At 63.5% G+C, this 23021-nt stretch carries 17 protein-coding genes and 4 pseudogenes; 13 read left to right on the forward strand and 8 right to left on the reverse strand.

Annotation, left to right across the window (positions count from 1 at the left end; genetic code table 11):
• The 3 genes from HNS03_RS23300 to HNS03_RS23310 form a co-directional block, all read right to left on the reverse strand.
• Positions 1-134: helix-turn-helix domain-containing protein (locus tag HNS03_RS23300; RefSeq protein ID WP_367198473.1), on the reverse strand; the 134-nt coding region annotated here is incomplete at its 3' end.
• A gap of 191 nt (positions 135-325) precedes the next feature.
• A complete protein-coding gene (locus HNS03_RS23305; protein WP_367198447.1) occupies positions 326-1615 on the reverse strand; it encodes a porin in 1290 nt (429 codons plus the stop codon).
• Positions 1616-1754: 139 nt separating this feature from the next.
• A complete protein-coding gene (locus tag HNS03_RS23310) occupies positions 1755-2693 on the reverse strand; it encodes an SLOG family protein (protein WP_367198448.1) in 939 nt (312 codons plus the stop codon).
• Here HNS03_RS23310 and HNS03_RS23315 point away from each other — a divergent pair.
• Both HNS03_RS23315 and HNS03_RS23320 read left to right on the forward strand, forming a co-directional pair.
• On the forward strand, positions 2692-3888 hold the full coding sequence (locus tag HNS03_RS23315) for an integrase (protein WP_367198449.1): 1197 nt from the start codon (positions 2692-2694) through the stop codon (positions 3886-3888). The genes HNS03_RS23310 and HNS03_RS23315 overlap by 2 nt on opposite strands.
• A 442-nt stretch (positions 3889-4330) precedes the next feature.
• Positions 4331-4555, forward strand: a complete 225-nt coding sequence (locus tag HNS03_RS23320; protein WP_367198450.1) for a DNA-binding protein — start codon at positions 4331-4333, stop codon at positions 4553-4555.
• Positions 4556-5290: 735 nt separating this feature from the next.
• On the opposite strand, the gene HNS03_RS23325 is transcribed toward HNS03_RS23320, so the two are convergent.
• The 3 genes from HNS03_RS23325 to HNS03_RS23335 are packed head-to-tail and all read right to left on the reverse strand — an operon-like array spanning position 5291 to position 7295.
• Complete coding sequence (locus HNS03_RS23325) at positions 5291-6343, reverse strand: replication protein RepA (protein WP_367198451.1); 1053 nt, start codon at positions 6341-6343, stop codon at positions 5291-5293.
• Positions 6344-6357: 14 nt separating this feature from the next.
• Positions 6358-6633: a hypothetical protein gene (locus HNS03_RS23330; RefSeq protein ID WP_367198452.1), complete on the reverse strand. Its 276-nt coding sequence runs from the start codon at positions 6631-6633 to the stop codon at positions 6358-6360.
• A gap of 2 nt (positions 6634-6635) precedes the next feature.
• Entirely contained in the window at positions 6636-7295 is a 660-nt protein-coding gene (locus HNS03_RS23335) for a P-loop NTPase (protein ID WP_367198453.1), read from the reverse strand.
• A 477-nt stretch (positions 7296-7772) separates the two neighbouring features.
• Between HNS03_RS23335 and HNS03_RS23340 the strand changes: the two genes are divergently transcribed.
• From HNS03_RS23340 to HNS03_RS23360, 5 genes and pseudogenes are all read left to right on the forward strand, one after another.
• On the forward strand, positions 7773-9116 hold the full coding sequence (locus HNS03_RS23340; RefSeq protein WP_367198454.1) for an acetyl-CoA carboxylase biotin carboxylase subunit family protein: 1344 nt from the start codon (positions 7773-7775) through the stop codon (positions 9114-9116).
• Positions 9113-11155, forward strand: a complete 2043-nt coding sequence (locus HNS03_RS23345; protein ID WP_367198455.1) for a CocE/NonD family hydrolase — start codon at positions 9113-9115, stop codon at positions 11153-11155. The genes HNS03_RS23340 and HNS03_RS23345 overlap by 4 nt, the downstream gene beginning before the upstream one ends.
• Positions 11156-11417: 262 nt before the next feature.
• Positions 11418-11837 (forward strand): annotated as a pseudogene (locus HNS03_RS23350) (hypothetical protein); the annotation flags it as partial.
• 111 nt (positions 11838-11948) lie between these two features.
• The gene (locus HNS03_RS23355; protein WP_367198474.1) at positions 11949-12938 is read left to right on the forward strand and encodes a ribose-phosphate diphosphokinase; all 990 of its coding nucleotides are present in this window, start codon (positions 11949-11951) and stop codon (positions 12936-12938) included.
• 53 nt (positions 12939-12991) lie between these two features.
• Positions 12992-13675: a CBS domain-containing protein gene (locus HNS03_RS23360; RefSeq protein WP_367198456.1), complete on the forward strand. Its 684-nt coding sequence runs from the start codon at positions 12992-12994 to the stop codon at positions 13673-13675.
• A 162-nt stretch (positions 13676-13837) separates the two neighbouring features.
• On the opposite strand, the gene HNS03_RS23365 is transcribed toward HNS03_RS23360, so the two are convergent.
• Positions 13838-14701, reverse strand: a complete 864-nt coding sequence (locus HNS03_RS23365; protein WP_367198457.1) for a universal stress protein — start codon at positions 14699-14701, stop codon at positions 13838-13840.
• Positions 14702-14829: 128 nt separating this feature from the next.
• Here HNS03_RS23365 and HNS03_RS23370 point away from each other — a divergent pair, with 128 nt between their 5' ends.
• The 6 genes and pseudogenes from HNS03_RS23370 to HNS03_RS23395 form a co-directional block, all read left to right on the forward strand.
• Positions 14830-15090 carry a helix-turn-helix domain-containing protein gene (locus HNS03_RS23370; protein WP_367198458.1) on the forward strand — a complete coding sequence of 87 codons (261 nt, stop codon included), beginning with the start codon at positions 14830-14832 and terminating at the stop codon, positions 15088-15090.
• The gene (locus tag HNS03_RS23375; protein ID WP_367198459.1) at positions 15090-16820 is read left to right on the forward strand and encodes a cation:proton antiporter; all 1731 of its coding nucleotides are present in this window, start codon (positions 15090-15092) and stop codon (positions 16818-16820) included. Before HNS03_RS23370 ends, HNS03_RS23375 begins: the two co-directional genes overlap by 1 nt.
• Before the next feature lie 45 nt (positions 16821-16865).
• Entirely contained in the window at positions 16866-19595 is a 2730-nt protein-coding gene (locus HNS03_RS23380) for a cation-transporting P-type ATPase (protein WP_367198460.1), read from the forward strand.
• Between the two features lie 232 nt (positions 19596-19827).
• Positions 19828-20744 (forward strand): annotated as a pseudogene (locus tag HNS03_RS23385) (tyrosine-type recombinase/integrase).
• A 3-nt stretch (positions 20745-20747) separates the two neighbouring features.
• Positions 20748-20963: pseudogene (locus HNS03_RS23390) on the forward strand (transposase zinc-binding domain-containing protein); the annotation flags it as partial.
• A gap of 73 nt (positions 20964-21036) precedes the next feature.
• Positions 21037-21204 (forward strand): annotated as a pseudogene (locus HNS03_RS23395) (IS110 family transposase); the annotation flags it as partial.
• 13 nt (positions 21205-21217) lie between these two features.
• Here the strand turns inward: HNS03_RS23395 and HNS03_RS23400 are convergent.
• The gene (locus tag HNS03_RS23400; protein ID WP_367198461.1) at positions 21218-22861 is read right to left on the reverse strand and encodes a trehalose-6-phosphate synthase; all 1644 of its coding nucleotides are present in this window, start codon (positions 22859-22861) and stop codon (positions 21218-21220) included.
• Positions 22862-23021: the final 160 nt, after the last annotated feature.

Here is a 23021-nt window from a genome sequence, read left to right on the forward strand (position 1 = left end):
TGCCGCCACCAGTCCCGTCGCTGCTCGAGGGCGAGATTGTGGACGAAGCGGCACGCGCCGGCGATGCGCGCCATCGCGGCGGCCTGGGTCGGCGTGGGGTAGAGGCGATAGACATTGGCGCGCATCTGCTCCATACGCAATTTTTACGAACCGATTGTGTTTTTCGCAACTTCTCATTTCGGTCGGGACGGCGTCGTGTCTTCGCGCCGCCGGTCATTTCGAACCTCGTGACCAGAGACCGGCGCCATGCGCGAGCACGTCGAGAACCAGCGATAGACCGGCCCCTAGCCCGCCCTGAAGAACGAGGCTTGCGGGGGAGAAGCGGTCAGAAGGTGCGCTGAGCTCTGAAATAGACGGCGAGGCCATCATAGTCGCTCGCGGCGTCGGGTTCGACATACCGGTATTCCGCAGCCACGCCGAGGTCCATGCCCTCGGGCCCGGCCGGCGAAAACCCGACATAGCCCTGGCCGGACCACATCGAGAAGTCACCGACGCCGCCCGTCAGGCCGTAGCTGACATCCGCGTAGCCACCCTGCAGGGCCACGTCGACGAAACGGGAGAACTCTGCCCCCACGCCTCCGCTGAGCGACCATGCAGTGACGGCCTCGGTCTTCCCGGTCACAGGATCCAACGCCGCATCCGCATAGACTGCGCCGCTGGAGAACGGGGCCACGCCGAACGCCGCGTTCCCCCCGACGAAGCTCGCCACGCCGGTGGCATCGCTGAACGCGTAGCTGATCGCGCCCTGCGAGTAGGTCCCTGTCAGGTTGACGCTGATCATCTGTCCGCCGCCGACCGTCATCTTTCCGAGCGCTCCTGCACCCGCGGCCCATCCAAGTACGGAATCGTAGCCGCGGCTCGCCGAATACCAGTCGATCTGGCTGTCGTGCAGAGCGCCCATGACCTGGACCGCGCCCCACCCCTGGTCGAGCCGGAGCGAGCCGACGATGTCCGGATACTTCGTGCCGCCCGCAGCATCGTAGGCAGAGAATGTGCCGTACTCAGCGATTCCCACGTCGCGCGTTGCCGGGCTTTCGATGGAGAGTGAAGCGGCCGCCCCGTTTCCGAAGGCCATGGTGTAGGCCGCCAGGTTCGTCCGAACGTCGGACAGAAGCGGCGTCAGATATCCGCCGAGTGTCGAGTAGACGGGAAAATCGTAGAACGACTGGGTCCGTCCGAACGTGAACCCGCCGAGCTGGATGAATGCGTTTCGAAGCTCGATATCCGTCGTCGATCCGCCGCCATAGATGCTGTCGCCGACACCCACGATCGTCTCCACGTAGGCGCGCAGCAGTCCGAACTCAGTGTTTGTCCGACTGTCCATGTAGAGGTAGCCGCGCACATTGAACTGGGTCGTGCTCGCGTCGCGCCAGGCGGGAACGCCGAACGCGGTGTCCCCGATGGCTCCCACGTAGTCCGCCCGCACGCGGCCGCGCACCGACAGGCACGTGTCCGTGCCGGGAATGAAGTAGTATCCCGCCCCGAACGCGTCGCACACACGAACGTAGTCCACCATCATCGGTTCGGCCGCCGGCGGGGCGGGAAGGTCAGCTGCGGGGGCAGCCGTCGCCGCCAAGCACGCGGCTGCAGCGGTCGCAAGAAAGTGCCTCATCATCCTGCATCTCCAAGTCTGCGAAAAACGAAAAAGAAGAATGGAGGCGCAAAGCTCCTGATTGCAACGTCTCTGTTTGCCACGGTGGATTGTCCGACTCCGATTCGGCGGGACTGTCACTGAGAGAACACATGCTCCGACGCTAGGGAGAGGGCGCCACATCGCTGTTTTCGGCCGCTGCCGCGATCTCGGCACCGTCGAGGACGGTAATCCCGACGCGGAACGCTTGCTCGATCATGAGTTCACTTTCCCGCCCGCCAGGGAAGGCAATCACCGCGACTTCGACACCGGCCTGTTGCCGCCGCGCCTCTAGCTTCTTGAGAACGTGTGCGACGCACTTGGGGCCCGCGGCCTTTCCATGCCGCTCCCAATCCGGTTGCACCGACGTCCGCACTCCGTTGATCCCCGCCCATTCCCCGGCGATCTCGTCGGTTCCGAAATTGCCTCGTTCGATGACCTCGTGGATCGGCAGTTCACGCAGCCGAGCTGCCGAAAGTGCCCGCTCGATCATGTCTTTGTCGGCCTCCTCCCCACCGCAAACGACGACCGATGCAGTCGGCTGGCCGAAATCGCGAAACAGATCCCTCGCCGTCACGCAGAGCTTCTCGTACAGACGGGGACAGTGCTCTCCCATGCGAGCCAGCCCCGTCCCGATGCCGTCTGCAGGCCAAACGACTTCATCGCCGGCCTCCAAGCGCCTGCGCACCGCAGCCAGATCTCGCGCAAGGATTTTCCACGGACCCTCCTGCTGGTCCCGAAAGAAGGCCGTGTCGACCATCGATGGAGCCCACTTCGTCGCGACCCCGATCGCGTTCTCGAGGCCGCGGACAGTTGCCTGGCCCGCTGTTCCTGCACGGCGCGCGTTGTCGGCGAACACAAAGCAGGCGTGTTCGCGCCGCTTGAGCACTTCAGGTGTCAGCTTTCCGCAAGCCAATAAGCGCCAACAATTGTCAATTAAATTCGTTTTGTTTTTCAAATAATTAATGGGATTTGGTTGTTGGGCGCTGTTGGCAATTGGGGGTTGAATTTGATATTCAGTGTCCCGGAATTGTCCCGATTTCCAAAGCTCCGAGGTGCCCATGGCGACCATCGAGAAGCGCAAGTATACAGACACTGGCGTCGCCTACTATCGGGTGCGCGTTCGGATCCAAGGATTCCCGGAGAGGCAGAAATCGTTCAAGCGTTTGACGGACGCGAAGCGCTGGGCGCAGCAGGCTGAGGCTGCGATCCGCCGTGGCGAAGTAAGCAATGTTGTCGCCAATGCCAAAGGCAAAACGCTCTCGGATGTAATCGCACGCTATCGACGGGAAATCCTGCCCCACAAGGCGGCCACGTCACAGCGCGCAGCCGAGAGCTATCTGAAACACTGGGAGGCGGTTCTGGGTGGGTACGCCCTGTCCTACATTACCCCCGATCTGATCTCGGAGGAACTGGGCAGGTTGGCTGCCGCCGGTGATATGCGCCGCAAACCGAGAAAGCGTGGCGCCGCAGCGCCCAGGCCGAAAAGCCGCAAGACCCAGAAGCTCTATCGCGACATGCTGGGCGTCCTGCTGAAGAACGCCAAATCCTGGGGCTGGGCCACTCAAAACCCGATGGACGGCGTGAATGCGATCACGAACATCCGAGATGAGCGCTCGCGCTTCCTGAGTGATGAGGAGCGAACGAGGCTGCTTGCGGCCTGTCAGGCGAGCAACAACGACTATCTCTTCACAATCGTCGTGTTCGCCCTTTCGACCGGTGCCCGCAAAAGCGAGATCCTGGGCCTCACGCTCGCGGACGTGAACCTGCGACGTAGTACGGCTGTCTTTCGGGACACCAAGAACGGCGACACACGCGCCACACCCCTTGCCCGCCATCTCCGAGAACTGCTGACCGAGCAGATCACCAAGGCCAACAGTCTCTACGATGCGTTGCCGCACAATCCACCAACCCGATGGCTCTTCCCGCGCGCAGATGGCCTGCAGCCGATCGATATCCGGACGGCTTGGGAGGGGGCCCGCGACAAGGCCGGCCTCGTCGACTTTCGCTTTCACGATCTGCGGCATTCCACCGCGAGTTACCTGGCCATGAAAGGGGCGAGCTTGGTGGAGATCGCCGAAGTGCTGGGCCACCGGACGCTCCAGATGGTGCGCCGTTATGCGCACCTGTCGGAAAGCCATGTCAAAGGGCTGGTGGACAGCCTCGGTGAGGACCTCTTCGCGTCAGGCGACGACGAGCGCGAGCCAAAGCGAAAGCGCGCAGCTGACACCGAAACGGACGGTACCCGTGCTCGCTGACACTGGCCCACCGGCCGGCAGGGCTCCTGTAGGGTGCACCGCTCCAGAATGTGCATTCGAAATCATTTTTGTCGAAAGCCATAATGCGGATCGGCAGCGAGCTCCCTGATCCATTTGCGCAGCACACTCACTTCGGCCGGTGGAATGTTGCAGATGGGCTCCAGCAGCTGGCGATGGTTGAACCGGTCGACCCAGGTGAACGTCGCGAACTCTACGTCTCCGCAGGACGGCCTCCGCCTTCGCCGATGGCATCGGCATCGTAAATCGATAGCGTGATCGTCCCGGCCTCCGGTCATTTGGGGAAGGAGGATCAGACCGGCGCGGCTCAACCTTGAATTTCAGTGCGATTTCGGATATATATTCCAGTGGCGACGCGTTCTGTCGTCGCTGGCCTCGCGGCCCTTTCTTTCTTCTTCTCTTTCCCAAACCTTACGAGGGACCGATGAACGAAGGAGATGGTCGCGTCGACCACACGAAGCTGCGGACGGTCAAACAGATTGTCGCTGAGGCGACCTGGATGACAGAAGGCAAGATGCGGTGGTGGCTGTTCCACCGGGACGCCAACGGCCTTGATCAGTCTGGTGCCATTGTTCGTGTTGGAGGACGCATCTACATCCACGTTGACGGTTTTCAGGCTTGGCTTGCTGAGGGATCTCGCGCCGCCTGACCCATAACCTGGGGCCCGCTGCAAAGCGGGCCCTTTTCATTTCAAATGACAAAAAGCAATATCTGCCGCATATGCGAGACTATCTGGTTTCTTATAGGTAGAAGATATCTGTTCTAACTATATGCGGCTTGCCAGACACCGCGCTCATCAACGAATTCCGCCTGTTCGGCGTACCCTGCTCTGCGTGATGACCGTACCGTCATCTGCGTGGCCGCGTACCATGGTCTGCGTAGATGCACTCAAATTCGTACCGTGGTCTGCGTAGGTGGGTACCATAGTCTGCGCTGGCGCTCCTGAAGCTCGCGGATTCCGCACCTGCGATTGAACGTCGGTGTACCGTAGTCTGCGTGGGGGTTTCTGGGGGGACGGCGCCTCGGCATTGGGGTGACGCTCTGCCAAAACACACTGCCTCGGTCGCTGGCGAAGGCGGCGTCCGAGTACATATTCATGGCCAGCGTCAGCAAGGCCGACATCGCGCGCCGACACGAAGGCCCGTCGCCAGCCGCTTACCGCCTGCCACCTGCTCGCGTGGCAGGCAGGCATGAGGCAACCATCGTGGGGACGGTGGTGGGACCTCTGGCCGACTGAGGCTCGGATCTTCAAAGCGTGCTGTCGTGCCGACGTGCTTTCGGGCTGTCGTTCCAGCAAGACCTCTTGCTTTCGTGCTCGAACGAAAGCCCGTCTCCTGACCACCGCCCCCTGCCGCCATCGTCCCTCAGCAACCGTTCCGGCCGGCTACTTGCCCTTCGGCGGCACGAACAGCTGGTCGGTGCGGCTGGGCGTCATGAGGAGGCCCCGCTCGTCCAGGCGAATGCGCAGCCTCGGGAAGGCGGCCCGGATCTGGGCGACGTCCTCGGCAAAGTCCTGCTTGAACCGCCGGAACGTCTTCACGTCCCGGCCGAACTGATCGGCCAGCGGCCGCCAGGCAAGGCGATAGGGACGTTTCACTGTGGGAAGCCTGTAGGAGAGCCACAGGATGATGTCGATCTGACGCGCCGAATGGGCAAAGGCTCGGAGAGCCCGGATATCGACGGGCAGCGCATGCGCCTTCAGCGACTGGAAGAAGACCTCGTCGAGGGTGAGCGTCGAGTTCCATAGCATGCGCTGGTCCGGCGATCTCGGAAGCCAAAGGTCGAAGGAGCTGATGGGTTGGCTGTTGAGGGTGCGCGCCTCGGTGCCGCTCCACAGGCCAAGCTGGATCCGCGAGGCGGCGATCCGGTTGAGCTGCTCCTTGAACTGGGTGATCGTGCCCCGTCGCCCGCCGGTCACGGCAAAGCCGAGGTCGCGGATGAAGGCGCTCATGGAATCGCCGAGGTCGATCGTCGGCGTGTTCTGGCGCACCGCCATGGTGCAGATGTGGAGCATCAGCAGCCGGGCCTTGGGGCCGTACGGAACACCCTGACGCACCATGGCGCCGGTATAGGGATCCTTCAGGTAGCCCGGCTGCACGACGAGCGAGCTGCGGCCATACTCACGCACCACGTCCTGGTGGTCGTCCTTCGGACGCCGATAGGGCAGCCCGCAGAGCGCAATCACGCTGTGGATGTGGTGGCGGTCCGCATCGGCCAGGGGACGGGCTGCGATCGCCTCGCGGGTCCGATCGATCCGACGGGCGACCGGGCTCATCGCCGCCTGGCGGGCCGCACTTGCGTCGCGCTCCCGCTGCTCCTCGACAAGCGAGCGCGCGAGAATGTCTCGCATCCGCCCGGGCGCCAAGGCATCGAGACGCTGCGCAAGATCCGGATCGAGCGCGACACCGTCGATCTGGGTGCGGACAAGCTCCTGCATCGATCCCGCCCCCCTCAACCGCGCCGGGCGCGGAATTCGGCCAGAAGCTCCTGCAGAAGGGCTGACTGGGTGACGCCGTAGTCGAGGGCGGCCTGCTTGAAGTCGCGCTTGAAGCCAGCCGGTACCTTGAAGTTCAGGGCGACGGTCTCGGCCGGGTCCGGGCGCCGGAGGGTCTCGCGAACCGCCTCACGCCCCGGCGGCCGGCCCTTGCCGGGGAGACCAGCCCTAGCGGCCCCGTCAGCCGCATTCGCAGACGTCTTTATCTTTGGTGGAGGGAGATCGAGCGCCATCGTCAGGCCACCTCCATCTCGCTGGTCGTGACGGCCATGAGCCGGGCCGCGATCGCCGCGGCAAGCTCTTCGGCCCGCTCCCGCAAGGTCGGGAAGAGAACCTCGGTCAGGGCACCACCCTGGTCGGCGACGCGACGATAGGCGGTGCGCTCGGGCAGCGAGCCCGACAGCACCAGATAGCCTGCATCGGCAACGTACTCTCGAGCCTCCTCGATCTCCCGGGGCCGATCGCCGACCCGGCAGAGCGCAATGGCGATCCGCTCAACGGCAATGCCGGTGCCGACCAGCTCATGGGCAAGCAGGACCGTCGGGCGAAGGTCGTCGAGAGAGAGCCCCGTCGGCAGCACCACCAGGTCCGACGCCTGGGCAATCGCCTTGGTGCCCTGCATGGAATGGGGTGGGGCATCGAAGATCAGCAGATCCGTCTCGCCATTCTTCGACAGCACCTCCCTGGCGGTGCGCGCGGGTGCGACGGAGATCGCTGGCAGGCGTCCGGCCTCGGTGCGGCGTGACGCCCATTCGGTGCTTGTGATCTGTGCGGTGTCCAGGTCGGCGATGGCGACGCGCCAGCCGCACTCTGCAAACTCTCGGGCCATCAGTCGGGCGAGCGTGCTCTTGCCGACCCCACCCTTCTGTGACACCAGTCCAAGTCTTCGGGTCATTGACTGATCCCCTTCTTGTTTTCGTGCTCTCTTTATATGATCAAATATAACAATAATTACTTATTTCTAGAAACTTAAAATACTTAAATGCCATATTTCGGAGCGATATACCTGATTTATATTATGAATATACGCTGGGCTATCAAGCTTAACCAAGAAGGTCGTCGCGCGGCTTGGAGGCCGGATTCCGCATCAGACCTGGATTGGGTCCGATTTGATATGCTTCCGTCTATCCTGACCTTACTCCAAGCAATCTATTCGATCCGGGCTTTCATTGATAGATCAAAAAGGGCGTTTGTAGGATGGACGGAGGTTCAATGGCTCGGTCGCGATTAGCCAGGATCGCGACCGACGACGCGGATTTCGCCAGCATTGATCTCGCACAAGGAAAGCGGGGCGAGGCCTCAATAGGGTCAGTGTCATGCCTGCGGAACCCTCAGGCAGTTGGACGCGAGGCCGAGGCAGTTCAGCCGAGACATGAGCAAGTCTGGATCAACACATCGGGCACAGGAGGCGGCGAAGACCGTCTTCGTCGTGGGGCTGGAGCCGTTCAACCAGAGGCTTCTCCAGGATCTCGACGGCTCCGAGCGGTTCGTGTTCCAGGACCTCCTCGGCTACGCGGAGGCAGTTCGCCCCGTTTCGGGAGAGATCGACCTCGACCTTCTGCTTGAGACCGCGGAGCGCCGGCTTGCGTGCCACGATGGTCCGATCGACGCCATCATCGGCTACTGGGACTTTCCGACGTCGGTGATCACCCCGATTCTCGCGCAAAGGCACGGCTTGCCGGCGCCGCATCTCGAGGCTGTCGCCGCCTGCGAGCACAAATACTGGAGCCGTCTGGAGCAGGCCCGCAGCATTCCCGACATGACGCCGGGCTTTTCGGCCTTCGATCCTTTCGCCGACGATCCATTGGCAGAGATCGATCTGCCGTTCCCGTTCTGGATCAAGCCGATCAAGGCGCACTCGTCCTTTCTCGGCTTCAAGATCCACAATGCCGAGGATTTTGCGGCGCACCTGCCGACAATCCGGGCCGGGATCGGCCATTTCGGCCGTCCCTTCGACCAGTTCCTAGACATGGTGAACGTCCCGCCAGAGCTCGCCGGGATCGGCGGGCATCACATGATCGCCGAAGAGATCATCTCCGAGGGCCTTCAGTGCACGCTGGAGGGCTTTGTCTACGGCGGTGCGGCTTCCGTCTACGGCGTCATCGATTCGATCCGGTCGGGCCAGCACCGCTCATCCTTTGCCCGCTACCAGTATCCCACAACGTTGCCGCATGCCGTCCAGGCCCGGATGGCGGCTGCGATCGGGCGCTTTCTGCAGCATATCGGCTACGACAACGCCGCCTTCAACGCCGAGTTCTTCTGGTCGCCCGGGTCGGACCGACTCTGGATCCTGGAGGTCAATACGCGGCTCTCGAAATCGCACGCCCCGATGTTCCTGATGGTCGACGGTCAGACGCATCAGAAGGTACCGATCGACATCGCGCTCGGCCGGTGTCCTGACCTGCCCCATCGAGCCGGCGCCCATGCGCTTGCGGCCAAGTTCATGGTCCGTGTTTTCGAGGACGGTGTCGTGGACAAGGTCCCCTCCGCAGACGATCTCGACCGGTTTCACCGGCGGTTTGCCGACGGGATGGTGCGCGTTCTCGCCCACGAAGACATGCGGCTTGCGCATCTGTCCTATCAGGACAGCTACAGCTACGAACTCATGGAGGTGTTCCTGGGGGCTATGGACCAGCCGTCTCTGCTCGCGGCTTATCGCCAGGCTCTGGACCTGCTGCCCATCCATGTCGCGCCGATACGCGAGGCCTTCACATGAAGACGATCGACGCTTTTCCGGAAGATGTCATCGAGGAGGAAAACGTCTTCATTGCGATGGGGGACGGGATCCGGCTGGCGGCCCGTATCTGGCGTCCGAAACAGTCACTGGATGCGCCGGTGCCGGCGGTTCTGGAGTTCATTCCCTACCGCAAGCGGTTCGGGACCGCCGTTCGCGACAGCGTCACCCATCCCTATCTTGCCGGACACGGCTATGCGGCCGTCCGAGTCGACCTTCGCGGCAGCGGCGAATCCGACGGTGTGCTGACGGACGAATACCTCCAACAGGAGCTGGACGACGGCGCCGCGGTCATCGAATGGCTCGCGGCCCAGCCCTGGTGCGACGGGCGGGTCGGCATGATGGGGATTTCGTGGGGCGGCTTCAACGCGTTGCAGATCGCGGCGATGCGACCGCCGGCCCTGAGGGCGATCGCGACGCTTTGTTCGACCGACGACCGCTATGCCGACGACGTCCATCACATGGGCGGATGCCTGCTCGGCGACAATCTGTCCTGGGCTTCGGTGATGTTCGCCTATAACAGCCTCCCGCCCGACCCCGCCCTCGTCGGCGGCCGCTGGCGGCAGATGTGGATGGAGCGGCTCGAAGGCAGCGGGCTCTGGCTGGAAACATGGCTTTCGCACCAGCGGCGGGACGACTATTGGCGCCACGGCTCCGTGTGTGAGGACTATTCCGCGATCCAATGCCCGGTCCTTGCGGTGAGCGGCTGGGCCGACGGCTATTCGAACGCGGTCTTCCGGATGCTGACGCATCTCCAGGTGCCGCGCATGGGGCTGATCGGCCCTTGGAGCCACCGCTATCCCCATTTCGGCGTCCCCGGTCCGGCGATCGGTTTCCTGCAGGAACTGCGGCGCTGGTGGGATCATTGGCTGAAGGGGATCGATCGCGGCCTTGCCGACGAGCCGATGCTGCGCGTCTGGATGCAGGATAGCGTACCGCCGACGACGAGCTACGCTCACCGTCCCGGGCGATGGGTGGCGGAAACGTCCTGGCCATCGCCTAGGGTGCAGGAGCGGTCCTATCGGCTGGCCCCGGCGCGCCTGATTCCGGCGGAAGAGCCGACGGACGGTGCCTCGGAACCGAGGCTCTCGATCCAGTCCCCCCTCACGCTCGGCGTGTTTGCGGGCAAGTGGTGCTCGTACGCCGCGGGACCGGACCTTGCGCACGATCAGCGCCAGGAGGACGGCGGGGCGCTGGTGTTCGAAAGCGCGCCACTTACCGAGCCGATCGAGATACTTGGTGCCCCGGTGGTCGAGCTTGAGCTCGCCGCGGACCAGGCGGTCGCGATGGTCGCGGCTCGCGTTTCCGACGTCCGCCCGAACGACGAGGCCACCCGTGTCACCTACGGCCTCTTGAACCTCACCCACCGCGATGGCAGCGCCGATCCGAAACCGCTGGTGCCGGGTGAGTCCTACTGCGTCCATGTCAAACTCAACGAGATCGCCCAGACCTTTCCGGCCGGACATCGGATCCGTCTGTCGTTATCGACCTCCTACTGGCCGCTCGCCTGGCCCTCGCCACAGCCTGTCCGGCTCACCGTGGATCCGGCCGCAAGCCGCCTTGTTCTGCCGGTTCGGCCGCCCTCGGCCGACGATGCTCGGTTGCGGGCATTCGAACCGCCGGAAGGTGCCGTGCCCGAACCTCGCACGATGATCTCGCCGGACGAGCACCGCTGGCGGGTGGTGCGAGATCTGGCAAGCGACGAATCCGTCCTGGAGGTGATCAATGATTCTGGGTCATCGCACTTCGACAGGATTGATCTCATGGTCGGGTCCCGCGGCGAAGAGCGCTACAGCTCGTGCGGCGACGACTTCGGCTCGGTCAAGGGTGAAACCCGCTGGACCCGATCACTCAAGCGGGGCGACTGGGGGGTGCGGACAGAGACCCGCACCGTGCTCACCTCTTCAGCGGATGACTTTCACCTCTGCGCCGATCTCGATGCCTATGAAACCGATGCCGAGGGCGAGCGTCGCGTGTTCTGCCACAGCTGGGACCGGCGGATCCCGCGCGATTTCGTCTGAGGGGCGCCGCCGCGGCCCCTCGCCGGAGGCTTACAGAAAGACGACCTTCTCATCTATTGCGGGGCCCTGCGCGGCGAAACCACCCATCTCGATCGTCCGTCTGGTTCGCCAGCAATAAAGAACGCACGCCGATCACATGCGCATCCCAGGGTAAGGCGGCTCAGGGGCTGCAACCGCTTATTGAGCAAAATCATAGTCGGCCTGGCCCGATTTCAAGCAAGATCGTCGCGACAATACATAAGCTACCCAGGGACGATCTCAGATGAAGTGCTTTGCCGACTTTGAGCCCGTTCTCAAGCGCCTGTTCGAACGGATAGACAGTGGCCCGCAACCGGCATCTCCGGTTCTTCAACGCCTTTTGAAAGAGTGGCGCAATAGGCAAAGAGGTCGCGTTACGCCTAGTCTCGAAGACATCGGCGGCCTGCTTCACACCGAGTTGGGGAAAGCCGCCTTCGTATTCCTCGCGAACGACGGCTGTCGAGACTTCACCCTTCTTGCCGGTTGCTCCGCCGTGGAGCCGCTTCTTGGGACACTCGCCCCCGGCGATCTTCTCTCGAAGGCACCGCAGAAGCGGGCGGCCGCTCGGTTCCGCCGGATCTTCGAGTTCGTCCATAAAAGCGGGGAGCCTCTCCTTGCCGATTTTCACGCCAGCGGGAGCGCGGAGACGCAGTCGGCAGTCGAGCTGCTGGCCCTTCCCGTAAACGACGAGGCAGGCGGCGAATCCGCAATCCTGGGCGCTTTTGTCACCAGGCCGGTCACCGTCAGCTCTCTCCACGCGCCGCGGCGTCGGGGAATGCCGGTAACCGGGCCACTCGTATTCGCCTTTGCCTGGGACGCGGAGTTCGCCGAAAAGGTCGCGGCAGAGGCGGAAACCGCTTTGTCGCCCCTGGAGGAGCGGTTGTTTGAGGACGGAGAGCACAAGGCTCGTCCGCTGGTCGACGTGCACGGCCGGGATGCTGTCGTGATCACGAGCCTGCATGGAGCTGACGGGGTATCCGTCAACGACAAGCTCTGTCGGCTGCTGTTCTTCATTGAAACGCTCAAGGCGAACGGCGCCGTGCATGTCACGGCGGCGGTTCCTTACCTGGCATATATGCGCAAGGATCGGCAGACGAAGCCATACGATCCGGTGTCGAGTCGGGTTGTCGGGCGTCTGTTCGAGGCTGTGGGGACCGATGGGCTGATTGCGTTGGAGGTGCACAATCTGGCCGCGTTCCAGAATGCCTTTCGACTGCCGATGACGCATCTGTCGGCGATCGAGCCGTTCGTGGACCGTCTGGCGGCTATCGTCGGCACCGATCCGGTGGCCGTGGTTTCCCCCGACCTCGGCGGCGCGAAACGCGCCGAGGCCTTTCGCGAAGCGCTTGAATCGAGGCTCGAGCGGGAGGTCGCGCGCGGGATCATGGACAAGCAACGGAGCATGGGCGTGGTCAGCGGCGACCTCTTCGCCGGCGATGTTGCCGACCGACACGTCATCATCGTTGATGATCTCATCGCCTCCGGGACGACGATGGCGCGGGTCGCGGCGGCGTGCCGCAACCATGGCGCACGCGAGGTCTCTGTGGTGGCGACCCACGGCCTGTTTGCGCAAGGATCAAACGAGGCGCTCGCCAGCGAGTCCATTTCCCGCATCCTCGTCAGCGATTCCATCGGGTCGATCCGGCTGGACGGGCCGGCCCGCGACCGGCTGCAGATCGTTCCTGTCGCATCCCTGTTCGGAGAGGAAATCCGCCGCCACCGAGCCATCAAAGTCGCGGCGCCCAGTGTCCTTCCCGACCCGTAGGCTGACAATAACGACACGAGACGTGAGCTTCGAGCAGGCAGGGAGATGTGCAGATGAAGGTGGCGGACATTATGTCGATCGGAGTGGTGAGCATCGCTCCCGACGAGACGATTCAGGTTGCAGCACTTCGGATGCTCGAGCATGAGGTCGGCGCATTGTCGGTGGTCGACGAAGACGGCAAGCTCCTCGGCATTATCACCGAGCGGGATCTCCTGACGCGCAGGGAGCCCGACGCCGATCAGCCCCGGCCGCGATGGCTGGAGTTGCTTTTGCGCAGCGACCTGCTCTCAGACGCCTTTACCGAGGCGCGGCAACGCAAGGTCGCAAATGTGATGAGCAAGGACGTGGCGACAGTTGCGCCCGAAACGCATCTCAGCGAGGCGGTCGGCTATATGGACCGTAGAGGCTACGGACAGCTGCCCGTCGTTTGTGATGGAGAGGTCATCGGAATCGTTAACCGGGCCAATCTGTTGTCAGCGCTGTCTGCATCGCCGGACCGCCCACCCTTTCAGCCAGGCGATCTCGCCACACGTCAGCGCATTCTCAATCAAATCCGTCAGTGCAAGGTCCGTCTGAATGCGCGTCTTGAGATGACGGTCATCGACGGGATCGTCATGCTCCACGGTCATGCGTCAGACCCGGAGCAGGTCGATCAGCTGATCGAGATCGCCAAATCCCTATCAGAGGTTTCTGAGGTGCACAGCCATGTTCAACCTCCGGAATCCGAATTCGTTTGAGGCTGGCGCCCGTCAACGCCCCTGGATCACGGTTAGCCGCCGGCGACCGGCCCCTAGATCTCGGCATTCTGATCGGTGGCGTTTCTCCATTTCGGAAGCTTAGTGGCATTTTGTGCTGCTTTAGGACAAATTGACAGGTCGCTGACGAGCCCTGTCCGGACCTCATTGGTCGTGATTTGGTGGCACCGCCAGCACGTCCGTGGTGGTGCTTCTCAACACCTCCTCTGCCACGCTGCCAAGAAGCAGCCTTGCAAGACCGCTCTTCCCTTGCGTCCCGATGACGATCAACCCCGCTTGGGTGTTCTTCGCCACAGTCAAAATCTCGTTGGCGGGGCCGGAGGTGTCATGGCGTGCGATCTGCTCGGCCACTTCCAGGTCGTAGCCACTCATGAATTGGGACAGCTGGAGTGCTGCGTCTTCGCGTTCTCCCTGTAGACGGTGTTCCTTATCGTCCTTGGGCATCGTGTGGCTCATGGCGGGCCCGAGTGCGCGAGCCTCGAAGACATAGACGACCTCCGTCCGCGCCCGTCCGGCAATCCCGAGCGATGCGAAGCGTTCAATCGCTGATCGGGAGTTATCGGACAGATCCGTCGTCAGCAGCACATTGCGGTAGGGACCGACCGGTGGGGAGTTGACCATGAGAACCGGGCACGAAACCGAGCGGATCGTGCGTTCGGCCGTGGTTCCGATGAAGATGTCACGAAGCACCTGCCGCCTGTGGGAGCCAATGACGAGAAGATCCGGTGCGCGGTCCCTGGTCGCCTGGTCGATGCCGACGAAAGGCGCCGCGACGATCAGCTGCCCGTCGCAGCGGACGCCATCCACGTCTGCAAGCGTACCCGACAGCTCATCGAGCAATCGCGAGGCCGCCTCGAACTCGCTTTCGACGATCCGACGCGGCTGATCATCATCGACCACGTGGACGAGAGTGATACTGGCGCCGAACTGCCGCGCAAGAAGGATCGCCCGCCGCAACGCCCGTTCCGACCGTTCGGAGAAATCGGTGGCCACCATGATGGTCTGCATTGCGTGCGTCCTCGACCCGTCGCTGGGGTAGCGAACCATGCACGACAAGCACTTGCCTTGAGCCAAATCAACGAAGCGGAGCCATACTTCACTATTCTGCGGAAAACCGCTTCAAAGAAGATCCTCCGATGTCACGTGACGAATATCAGACCGTTCGGGAGGTTGCCGACCGTCTGAAGGTCAGCGAAGCCACGGTCAGACACTGGATCAGGGCCGGCGATCTCCGGGCGATTGACATCGGGAAGGGGTGGCGGATCGCAGACCGCGATCTCGGCGCATTCCTTGAGGGCCATGCCACACGGCCTGCGGGGATGACCACTGCCGGCGGGGGGGAGGCGGAACGGGCGGGCGACGCCGTCGCGCAGGAAACGGAGGAACGGAAGATCTGATGGAAGTGTTCGTCCAGTCCGCATTCGCGGAAATCGCCGCGCTTCTCGTGATGGCCGCGGTGGTCGGGTTCCTCGGGATAATCCTCAGGCAGCCGCTCATCGTCAGCTTCATCGCCGTCGGTCTGGTCGCCGGGCCTTCGGCGCTGGATCTCGTGCGGTCGGACGAGCAGATCAGCCTTCTGTCGCAGCTCGGGATCGCCGTGCTGCTGTTTCTCGTCGGCATCAAGCTCGACGTGAAGCTCATCCGCTCGCTCGGGCCGGTTTCGCTCCTGACGGGCCTCGGTCAGGTCGCGTTCACCTCGATCTTCGGATATCTCATCGGGCTGGCGCTCGGGCTCGGTCACGTCACCAGCCTCTACGTCGCCGTGGCCCTGACGTTCTCCTCGACGATCATCATCGTGAAGCTTCTGTCCGACAAGCGCGAGATCGATTCGCTGCACGGGCAGATCGCGCTCGGCTTCCTGATCGTGCAGGACCTCGTCGTCGTCCTCGCGATGATCGTGCTGTCGGCCATCGGGATCGGCGCCGCGGCCGAGGGCAATGGCGGCCACGGCGATGGCTCGGTGCTGACGGTTCTCGCCTCGGGTCTCGCGATGGTGGCGCTCGTGGTTCTGTTCGTCCGCTATGCCGCCAATCCGCTGACGGAACGTCTCGCGCGCGCGCCCGAACTCCTGGTGATCTTCGCCATTGCGATGGCGGCGATGTTCGCGGCGATCGGCGATTTCGTTGGGCTCGGCAAGGAGGTCGGCGGCCTTCTCGCTGGCGTCTCGCTGGCGTCGACGCCCTATCGCGAAACGATTGCGGCGCGTCTCGCTCCACTGAGAGATTTCCTGCTGCTTTTCTTCTTCATCGCGCTGGGCGCGACGCTCGACCTGTCGCTGCTCGGCGCGCACGTCGTTGGCGCGATCGTCTTTTCGCTCTTCGTATTGATCGGGAACCCACTGATCGTACTCGCGATCATGGGAGCAATGGGCTACCGCAAGCGCACCGGGTTTCTCGCCGGCCTGACTGTCGCGCAGATCAGCGAATTCTCGCTCATCTTCGTGGCAATGGGGGTTTCGCTCGGCCATGTGCAGGAGGAAGCGCTCGGCCTGGTCACCATGGTCGGGCTCGTGACCATCGCCGTTTCCACCTACATGATCACCTATTCGCATCAACTCTATAAGGTGTGCGAGCCCTTGCTGGGCATCTTCGAGCGCAGAAGCACGCCGCGTGAGCCGTCCGAATCCGGCACCCATCACGACACCGGCTACAGCGTGATCATTTTCGGGCTCGGGCGGTTCGGCACCGCCATCGGGATGCGTCTGCAGAAGCGCGGCATCAGCGTCCTTGGTGTAGACTTCAATCCGCTCGCTGTGCGGCGCTGGCGCGAGTTGGGTCTTGAAACGGAGTTCGGCGATGCCACGGATCCGGAATTCGTGGCCGAGTTGCCGCTGACGGGGGCCGAGTGGATCGTCTCCACGGTTCCGATCCACCCGACCGGGCTCAGCCACGAGGACACGCGCACCACCCTCATCCAACTGACGCGAACGTCCGGGTTCCGCGGCAGGGTTGCCGTTGCGTCGCATCAGGCGCGCGATACCGAGGAGCTGTTCGCCGCGGGCGCCGACATCGTGTTGGAGCCATTCCAGGACGCTGCCGACCGGGCGGTCGACATGCTCTGCGGTGCTGCCGAGCACGCGCGCACGGAGATCCCATCCATCGATACCGAAGAAAGACAGGCTTCGTAGGGCGCGGACGACGGTGCCCTACGACGCGTCATCTAGAGCGAGCGGATGACCAAATTGCAAGGCGATCTCTTTCACGCACGGTCAGGCAATGAAACGCTTCGTTCGCTTGAAGCGTCCCCCGGTGGCCTGACATCGGAGAAGGCTGCCCGTCGTCTGGCGAAGCACGGGCCGAACCGTCTGCCGGAGCCCCCGAAGCGCAGCGTCGTCCTGAGGTTCTTCACGCATTTCCACAACGTGTTGATCTACGTGCTGCTCGCCTCGGCAGCGGTCACGGCGGTGCTGCAGCATTGGGTGGACACCGGCGTGATCCTCGCCGTCGTAGTGGCCAATGCAGTGATCGGTTTCGTGCAGGAAGGACGTGCCGAGCAGGCGATGGCTGCGATCCGGGGCATGCTTGCTCCGCATTCGGCCGTGCTGCGCGACGACCAGCGGCGGAGCATTGACGCGGCCGACCTGGTTCCGGGCGACATCGTGCTGGTTGAGGCAGGCGACCGCGTTCCGGCTGATCTGCGGCTGATCGAAGGACGCGGCCTCAAGGTCGAGGAAGCGATCCTGACCGGGGAATCTGTGCCCGTCGACAAGGGCACGGCGCCGGTCGCCGAGAATGCCTCGCTTGGGGACCGTACCTCGATGCTGTTTTCCGGAACGATGATCGTTGCGGGCGTCGGTCGCGGCGTGGTCGTGGCGACGGCGGCCGGTACCCAGATCGGCCAGATCAGTGGACTGCTCTCCGAGGTCCAGACCCTGACGACGCCACTGGTTGCCCAGATGGACGGCTTCGCCCGCTGGCTGACGGTGTTCATCCTGATCGTCGCCGGCACGCTTCTTGCTTACGGCCACTTCGTCGGTGATCTGCCGTTCTCCGAACTCTTCATGGCTGTTGTCGGTCTCTCCGTTGCGGCGATTCCCGAGGGACTCCCGACGGTACTCACGATCACGCTCGCCGTCGGCGTGCAGGCCATGGCGCGGCGCAACGCCATCGTTCGCCGGCTCCCGGCCATCGAGACGCTGGGCTCGGTCTCCGTCATCTGCTCCGACAAGACTGGCACGCTGACGCGCAACGAGATGATGGCGGCGACGCTCGCTGCCGCCGCAGATGTCTATTCCGTCAGCGGCAACGGCTATTCTCCCGAGGGCACGGTGCGCTGGCGCGAGTCCGACGTCCGCCCCGAAGTACACACCGTCTTGATGGAATTCGCCCGCGCCGCGGCACTCTGCAACGACGCGGTGCTGAACAGGACGCCGGATGGCTGGCGCGTCGAGGGCGATCCGATGGAGGGCGCGCTCGTCGCCCTTGCGGGCAAGATTACGGGCACGGGGGCGGAGCCCTTCCCCGCATGGAGCCGGACCGACGCGATTCCCTTCGACACGGCGCATCGCTACATGGCCACCCTGCATCACGACCACGAGGGGCACGCGCATATTCATGTCAAGGGTGCGCCGGAAGCGGTGCTAGCCCTCTGCGCTGACGAGCGCGCGGCCGATGGCGGGACCGAACCGCTGCGCCAGTCGCACTGGCACGAGATGGTGGAAGTGCTCGCCGCCGAGGGGCAGCGGGTGATCGCGGTCGCCGCGCGTGCCGTGCCGCAGACGAACACAGTTCTGAACACCATCGACCTCGAGGGACGCCTGACGCTCATCGGCCTCATCGGCCTGATCGACCCGCCGCGTGCCGAAGCCATTCAGGCTGTCGCCGAGTGCCATGCCGCCGGGATCCGCGTGAAGATGATCACCGGCGATCATGCGGCAACGGCCCGGGCCATTGCCGCACGGATCGGCCTGCAGAACCATGAGAGTGTGCTGACCGGTGCGGACGTCGAGGCGATGGACGACGCCGCGCTCGCTTCAGCATCAGAAACCACCGACATCTTTGCGCGCACCTCGCCCGCGCACAAGCTGCGGCTCGTCACCGCGCTGCAGTCCCGTGGTCTGACAGTCGCCATGACGGGCGACGGGGTGAACGACGCCCCGGCGCTGAAGCGCGCCGACGCCGGCATCGCCATGGGACGGAAGGGCAGCGAAGCTGCGAAGGAGGCAGCGGAACTGGTGCTGGCAGATGACAACTTCGCGTCGATCGCGGCGGCCGTGCGCGAGGGGCGGACCGTCTACGACAACATCAAGAAGGTCATCAGCTGGACGCTTCCAACGAACGCCGGCGAGGCGATGACGATCGTCGTGGCGCTCTTCGCGGGCATGGCGTTGCCGATCACCGCGGTGCAGATCCTCTGGATCAACCTCATCACGGCAGTGACCCTCGGCCTCGCGCTCGCTTTTGAGCCCTCCGAGCCCGGCACCATGCGCCGCCCGCCCCGCTCGCGCGACGAACCGCTGCTAACAGGGGCTTTAATCTGGCACATCGTTCTGGTCTCGGGGCTCTTCCTGATCGCGGTTTTCGGCATCTATTTCTATGCGATCAACAAGGGCTATCCGGTGGCGCTGGCGCAGACCATGGCGATGAACACGCTGGTTGCGCTGGAAATCTTCCATCTATTCTTCATCCGCAACATCCACGGCACCTCCCTGACCTGGGCCGCGGCGAGGGGCACGCGCGTCATCTGGGGCTGCGTCACCACGGTGACGGGCGCACAATTCGTCATCACGTACCTGCCGCCGCTGCAAGCGGTGTTTGGAACCCAGGCCGTGCCGCTTATCGACGGCTTGCTGATCGTCGGGACCGGCGCCGTATTCTTCGCCCTGATCGAAACCGAGAAACAAATGCGCCTCGCTATGCGAAGGCCAATGCCAAGTGCTGCGCGAACGCATCTCCACAGGTGAACTCTCGATTTGCATGCTTTCACGTATCGCAGCTTTCGCGCCCCATATCCGTGTTTCGAATGTCGCAAACGGGCACGAATCCGAATGAGCGAAGCTGGCCAAAGAACGAACCCGCTGCGCGGGAGGGCGCCTGCGGTTGAGGTAGAGGGCACAGCCCCGGTCGTAGCGTTTGAATTGAGCGCCGTGCGGCGCGGGCAGAGCATGACGGGCTTCTTCAACAAGGAGCCTGACCATGACCTATCCCGTTCTCGATGCCCCTGTCAGCCCGCTGCGCCAGCGGCTGATCGACGACATGAACATGCGGCGTTTCTCGCAGGAGACGCAGCGCAACTATCTCCGCGATATCGGACGCCTGGCGACATTCCTTGGGCGCCCACCAGACACGGCGACCGCCGACGACCTGCGCCGGTTCCAGATCGAGCAGCAGGAAGACGGCGTTCCCGTTCCGACCATGAACCATGAACAGCATCGTGTCGGCGCTGCGCTTCTTCTTCACCCAGACCGTCGACCGTCCGGACCTGGCGCGCAAGCTCGTCCGGTTGCCCGCACCCACGCAAGCTGCCCGTGGTGCTGAGCCGCGACGAGGTCGCCCGGCTGCTCAACGCCACCACCTGCCTCAAGCATCAGGCCGCGCTGTCGGTCGCCTATGGAGCGGGCCTGCGTGTTGCCGAGGTGTCGACGCTGAAGGTCGCCGACGTCGATAGCGAGCGCATGCTGCTCAGGGTCGAGCGCGGCAAGGGCGGGGGCTATCGCAACGCCATGCTGTCGCAAGACCTACTCTTGTTGCTGCGTCAGTGGTGGAAGGTCGGGCGGCAGCAGGGTGTGATGCACCGCGACGGCTGGCTGTTCCCGGGGCAGCACGCAATGAAGCCGATCAGCACGCGGCAGCTCTATCGCATCGTCGTCGAGGCGGCCCAGGCCGCCGACATCGCCAAGCGGGTCGGACCGCACACGCTGCGCCATAGTTTCGCGACCCACCTCCTGGAAGACGGCACCGACATCCGGATCATCCAGGTCCTGCTCGGGCACGCCAAGCTCAACAGCACCGCTTTCTACGCCAAGGTCGCGACCCGGACGGTGCGCACGGTCACGAGCCCGCTCGACAAGCTCGGGCTGTTCAAGCCGGGGGAGAGTTCGCCCGGCGGCTGAGCCGTGCGCGGCTCGATCGAGGTCGCCGACATCTTCCGTGCCGCCGGGCCAGCCTACCGGGCCGCACATGCAGGTCATCTGAGCTTACATCAGCTCAAGGTGATGTCTGCGATCGAGCATTGCCGCACCGCAGCCCTTGGCGGTCACGTCGAGGCCTGCGAGGACTGCGGCCAGTGGTGCATCGCCTACAACTCCTGCCGCAACCGGCACCGCCCGAGGATCCCATGAGGAGTGAACAGCGGCCGCAGCTCTGGCAGAGTGAGGCTGCATCGAAGCACTCGCTCAACAGGAGATGACCTTCGAGAATCTATCCGTTCAACCTGAGACGCCGGCCGCTGTCCGTGTCGATCTTGGCGTAATTTTCGTTTCGTTGGAACTGAGTAAATCGACCTGGCTGGTGACGTCGCTCACTCCGGGAAGCGACAAGATGTCCCGCCGTTCTATAGTGGGCGGTGATATCGCAGGCCATTAGGTCAGAGCTTTACCGGGCCGTTCGGACCCAGAAGTTCCGTCGTGTAGCCCGCGCTTCTCACGCGCAACAGGAACTCGTTAACCCCAGCATTGTTGGTCACGAAGGCAGTTCTGGCACCGTCGCCGGGCGCAGCGCGTCCGACCACCAGATGTCGTGCCCGGTCCGAAACCGCCTGAACTTCCCAGCTTGATTGCGCCGTCCGCACCGCGCGGAAATCCAGCCTGGCTCGCGGCGCGTCTCTTGACGGCGCAATGGACGTGCTGCGCAGGTGCGGTGCCTCCCTGCGTCCCCTGAGCGACTCTATGAAGTTCCCTGCCCAGGCTGCGGCATCGTTCCGGCAGATCACGGAGATCATTTTGCTCCAGCGCGCCCGGCGCTCTTCGATCCCCATCTCGAGAGCCTGTCGAAGCGCGCGCACCACACTGAGAGCCTCACGAGGGTCAACGAGTAGGGCTCCACCAGAAAGCTCTTCGGCCGCACCCGTAAAGCTGGAGAGAACGAGAACCCCGGGATCATCAGCATCCTGAGCGGCCACGTACTCTTTCGCGACGAGGTTCATACCATCCCGGAAAGGCGTGACGAGCCCGACACGGCTCCGCCGGAACGCCGCTGCCAAGCTGGGCCGGTCCACGCTCTCGGTCAGAAGTTCAGCCACTGGCAATTCCGCGCGCTGGTGCGCAGCCCTCAGGTCCCTGTAGGCCGACCTCGTTCTTGCGGCCTCGAGAGCATAGGCGGGGATTTCGCTTCGGCCAATCGGTGCGACCTGGACGAGGCAGACGCGCTCCTCGTACTCCGGATGGAGTTCCAGGAAAGCACCAAAGGCGCGGAATTTCTCCGGGATAGCCTTGCTGTAGTCCAGACGGTCGGCACTGATGATGGCCGCGATGCCGGAGCCTAACCTGTCGAAGATCGCCGACAGTCGCGTGTCGACGATCTGCGCTGCACGTGCCGTGGATTCGAACTCGGCCGTCTCGATGCCGATCGGAAACACATCCGCGCGCGGCGGCGAGGTGAGATGCACAGATCCCAGGCGTCTCGATGCGCGGCTGCGGGAAATGAAGGTCCGGAAGCTCTCGAGATCGCCGCGCGTCTGGAAGCCGAGCAGATCATAGGCTTCTAGGCTTTCGGCGATGGCGCCATGCACCGGGAGATCGAAGAGGTCATCGGGATCCGCAAAGGGTGTATGGAGGAAAAAGCCGATCCTGCTCCCGACTCCGCGTGCTCTGAGGGCCCGGGCCAACGGCACGAGATGGTAGTCGTGGATCCAGATCAGATCGTCCGGACCGAGGCGGCGCACGAGCTCGTCCGCGAACAGGCCGTTTACGTGCAGGTAGCTTTCGAAATCGCCTGAGCTGTACGCGACGAGATCACGCCGGCCATGACAGAGCGGCCAAAGCACCTGATTGGCGAAGCCGGCGTAGTAGCCTTGGAATTTCTCCGGCGGCAGGTCGAGGGTCACGTAATCGACGTTGCCATGAGCGACGCACCTGGAGCTCACGCTCCCGTCGGTTGACGCCTTTCCACTCCAGCCGACCCACACGCCGCCGTGTGCCCTGAGCGCACCTTCGATACCGACCGTCATCCCGCCGGGCGCACTCTGACCTGTGGATACGGCCACACGATTGGAGACGACGAAAAGCCGCATCACAGTCTCCCCGAACAAACCGCATTAACCTTTCGGCAACACTGTCAGCCTTTCGGCTCCGCCGGGTTGACCCGAATCAACCTTTCTGCATGTTCAGCAAATGTTCATATCTGGTTTGGATTGAGTGGGACCTGTTCTCCAAGCGGATATTCATCAGGGC

It is taken from the genome of Amorphus sp. 3PC139-8 (genome assembly GCF_040750475.1).
Taxonomy (GTDB): domain Bacteria; phylum Pseudomonadota; class Alphaproteobacteria; order Rhizobiales; family Amorphaceae; genus Amorphus.

What these genes read in the sequence shown, in the direction of transcription:
- HNS03_RS23380 (WP_367198460.1), top strand. Translation starts at nt 16,866, where the DNA reads ATGACCAAATTGCAAGGCGATCTCTTTCACGCACGGTCAGGCAATGAA.
- HNS03_RS23320 (WP_367198450.1), top strand. Translation starts at nt 4,331, where the DNA reads ATGAACGAAGGAGATGGTCGCGTCGACCACACGAAGCTGCGGACGGTC.
- HNS03_RS23305 (WP_367198447.1), bottom strand. Translation starts at nt 1,615, where the DNA reads ATGATGAGGCACTTTCTTGCGACCGCTGCAGCCGCGTGCTTGGCGGCG.
- HNS03_RS23330 (WP_367198452.1), bottom strand. Translation starts at nt 6,633, where the DNA reads ATGGCGCTCGATCTCCCTCCACCAAAGATAAAGACGTCTGCGAATGCG.
- HNS03_RS23400 (WP_367198461.1), bottom strand. Translation starts at nt 22,861, where the DNA reads ATGCGGCTTTTCGTCGTCTCCAATCGTGTGGCCGTATCCACAGGTCAG.
- HNS03_RS23370 (WP_367198458.1), top strand. Translation starts at nt 14,830, where the DNA reads ATGTCACGTGACGAATATCAGACCGTTCGGGAGGTTGCCGACCGTCTG.
- HNS03_RS23325 (WP_367198451.1), bottom strand. Translation starts at nt 6,343, where the DNA reads ATGCAGGAGCTTGTCCGCACCCAGATCGACGGTGTCGCGCTCGATCCG.
- HNS03_RS23310 (WP_367198448.1), bottom strand. Translation starts at nt 2,693, where the DNA reads ATGGGCACCTCGGAGCTTTGGAAATCGGGACAATTCCGGGACACTGAA.
- HNS03_RS23345 (WP_367198455.1), top strand. Translation starts at nt 9,113, where the DNA reads ATGAAGACGATCGACGCTTTTCCGGAAGATGTCATCGAGGAGGAAAAC.
- HNS03_RS23355 (WP_367198474.1), top strand. Translation starts at nt 11,949, where the DNA reads ATGCCGGTAACCGGGCCACTCGTATTCGCCTTTGCCTGGGACGCGGAG.
- HNS03_RS23360 (WP_367198456.1), top strand. Translation starts at nt 12,992, where the DNA reads ATGAAGGTGGCGGACATTATGTCGATCGGAGTGGTGAGCATCGCTCCC.
- HNS03_RS23340 (WP_367198454.1), top strand. Translation starts at nt 7,773, where the DNA reads ATGAGCAAGTCTGGATCAACACATCGGGCACAGGAGGCGGCGAAGACC.
- HNS03_RS23365 (WP_367198457.1), bottom strand. Translation starts at nt 14,701, where the DNA reads ATGCAGACCATCATGGTGGCCACCGATTTCTCCGAACGGTCGGAACGG.
- HNS03_RS23335 (WP_367198453.1), bottom strand. Translation starts at nt 7,295, where the DNA reads ATGACCCGAAGACTTGGACTGGTGTCACAGAAGGGTGGGGTCGGCAAG.
- HNS03_RS23375 (WP_367198459.1), top strand. Translation starts at nt 15,090, where the DNA reads ATGGAAGTGTTCGTCCAGTCCGCATTCGCGGAAATCGCCGCGCTTCTC.
- HNS03_RS23315 (WP_367198449.1), top strand. Translation starts at nt 2,692, where the DNA reads ATGGCGACCATCGAGAAGCGCAAGTATACAGACACTGGCGTCGCCTAC.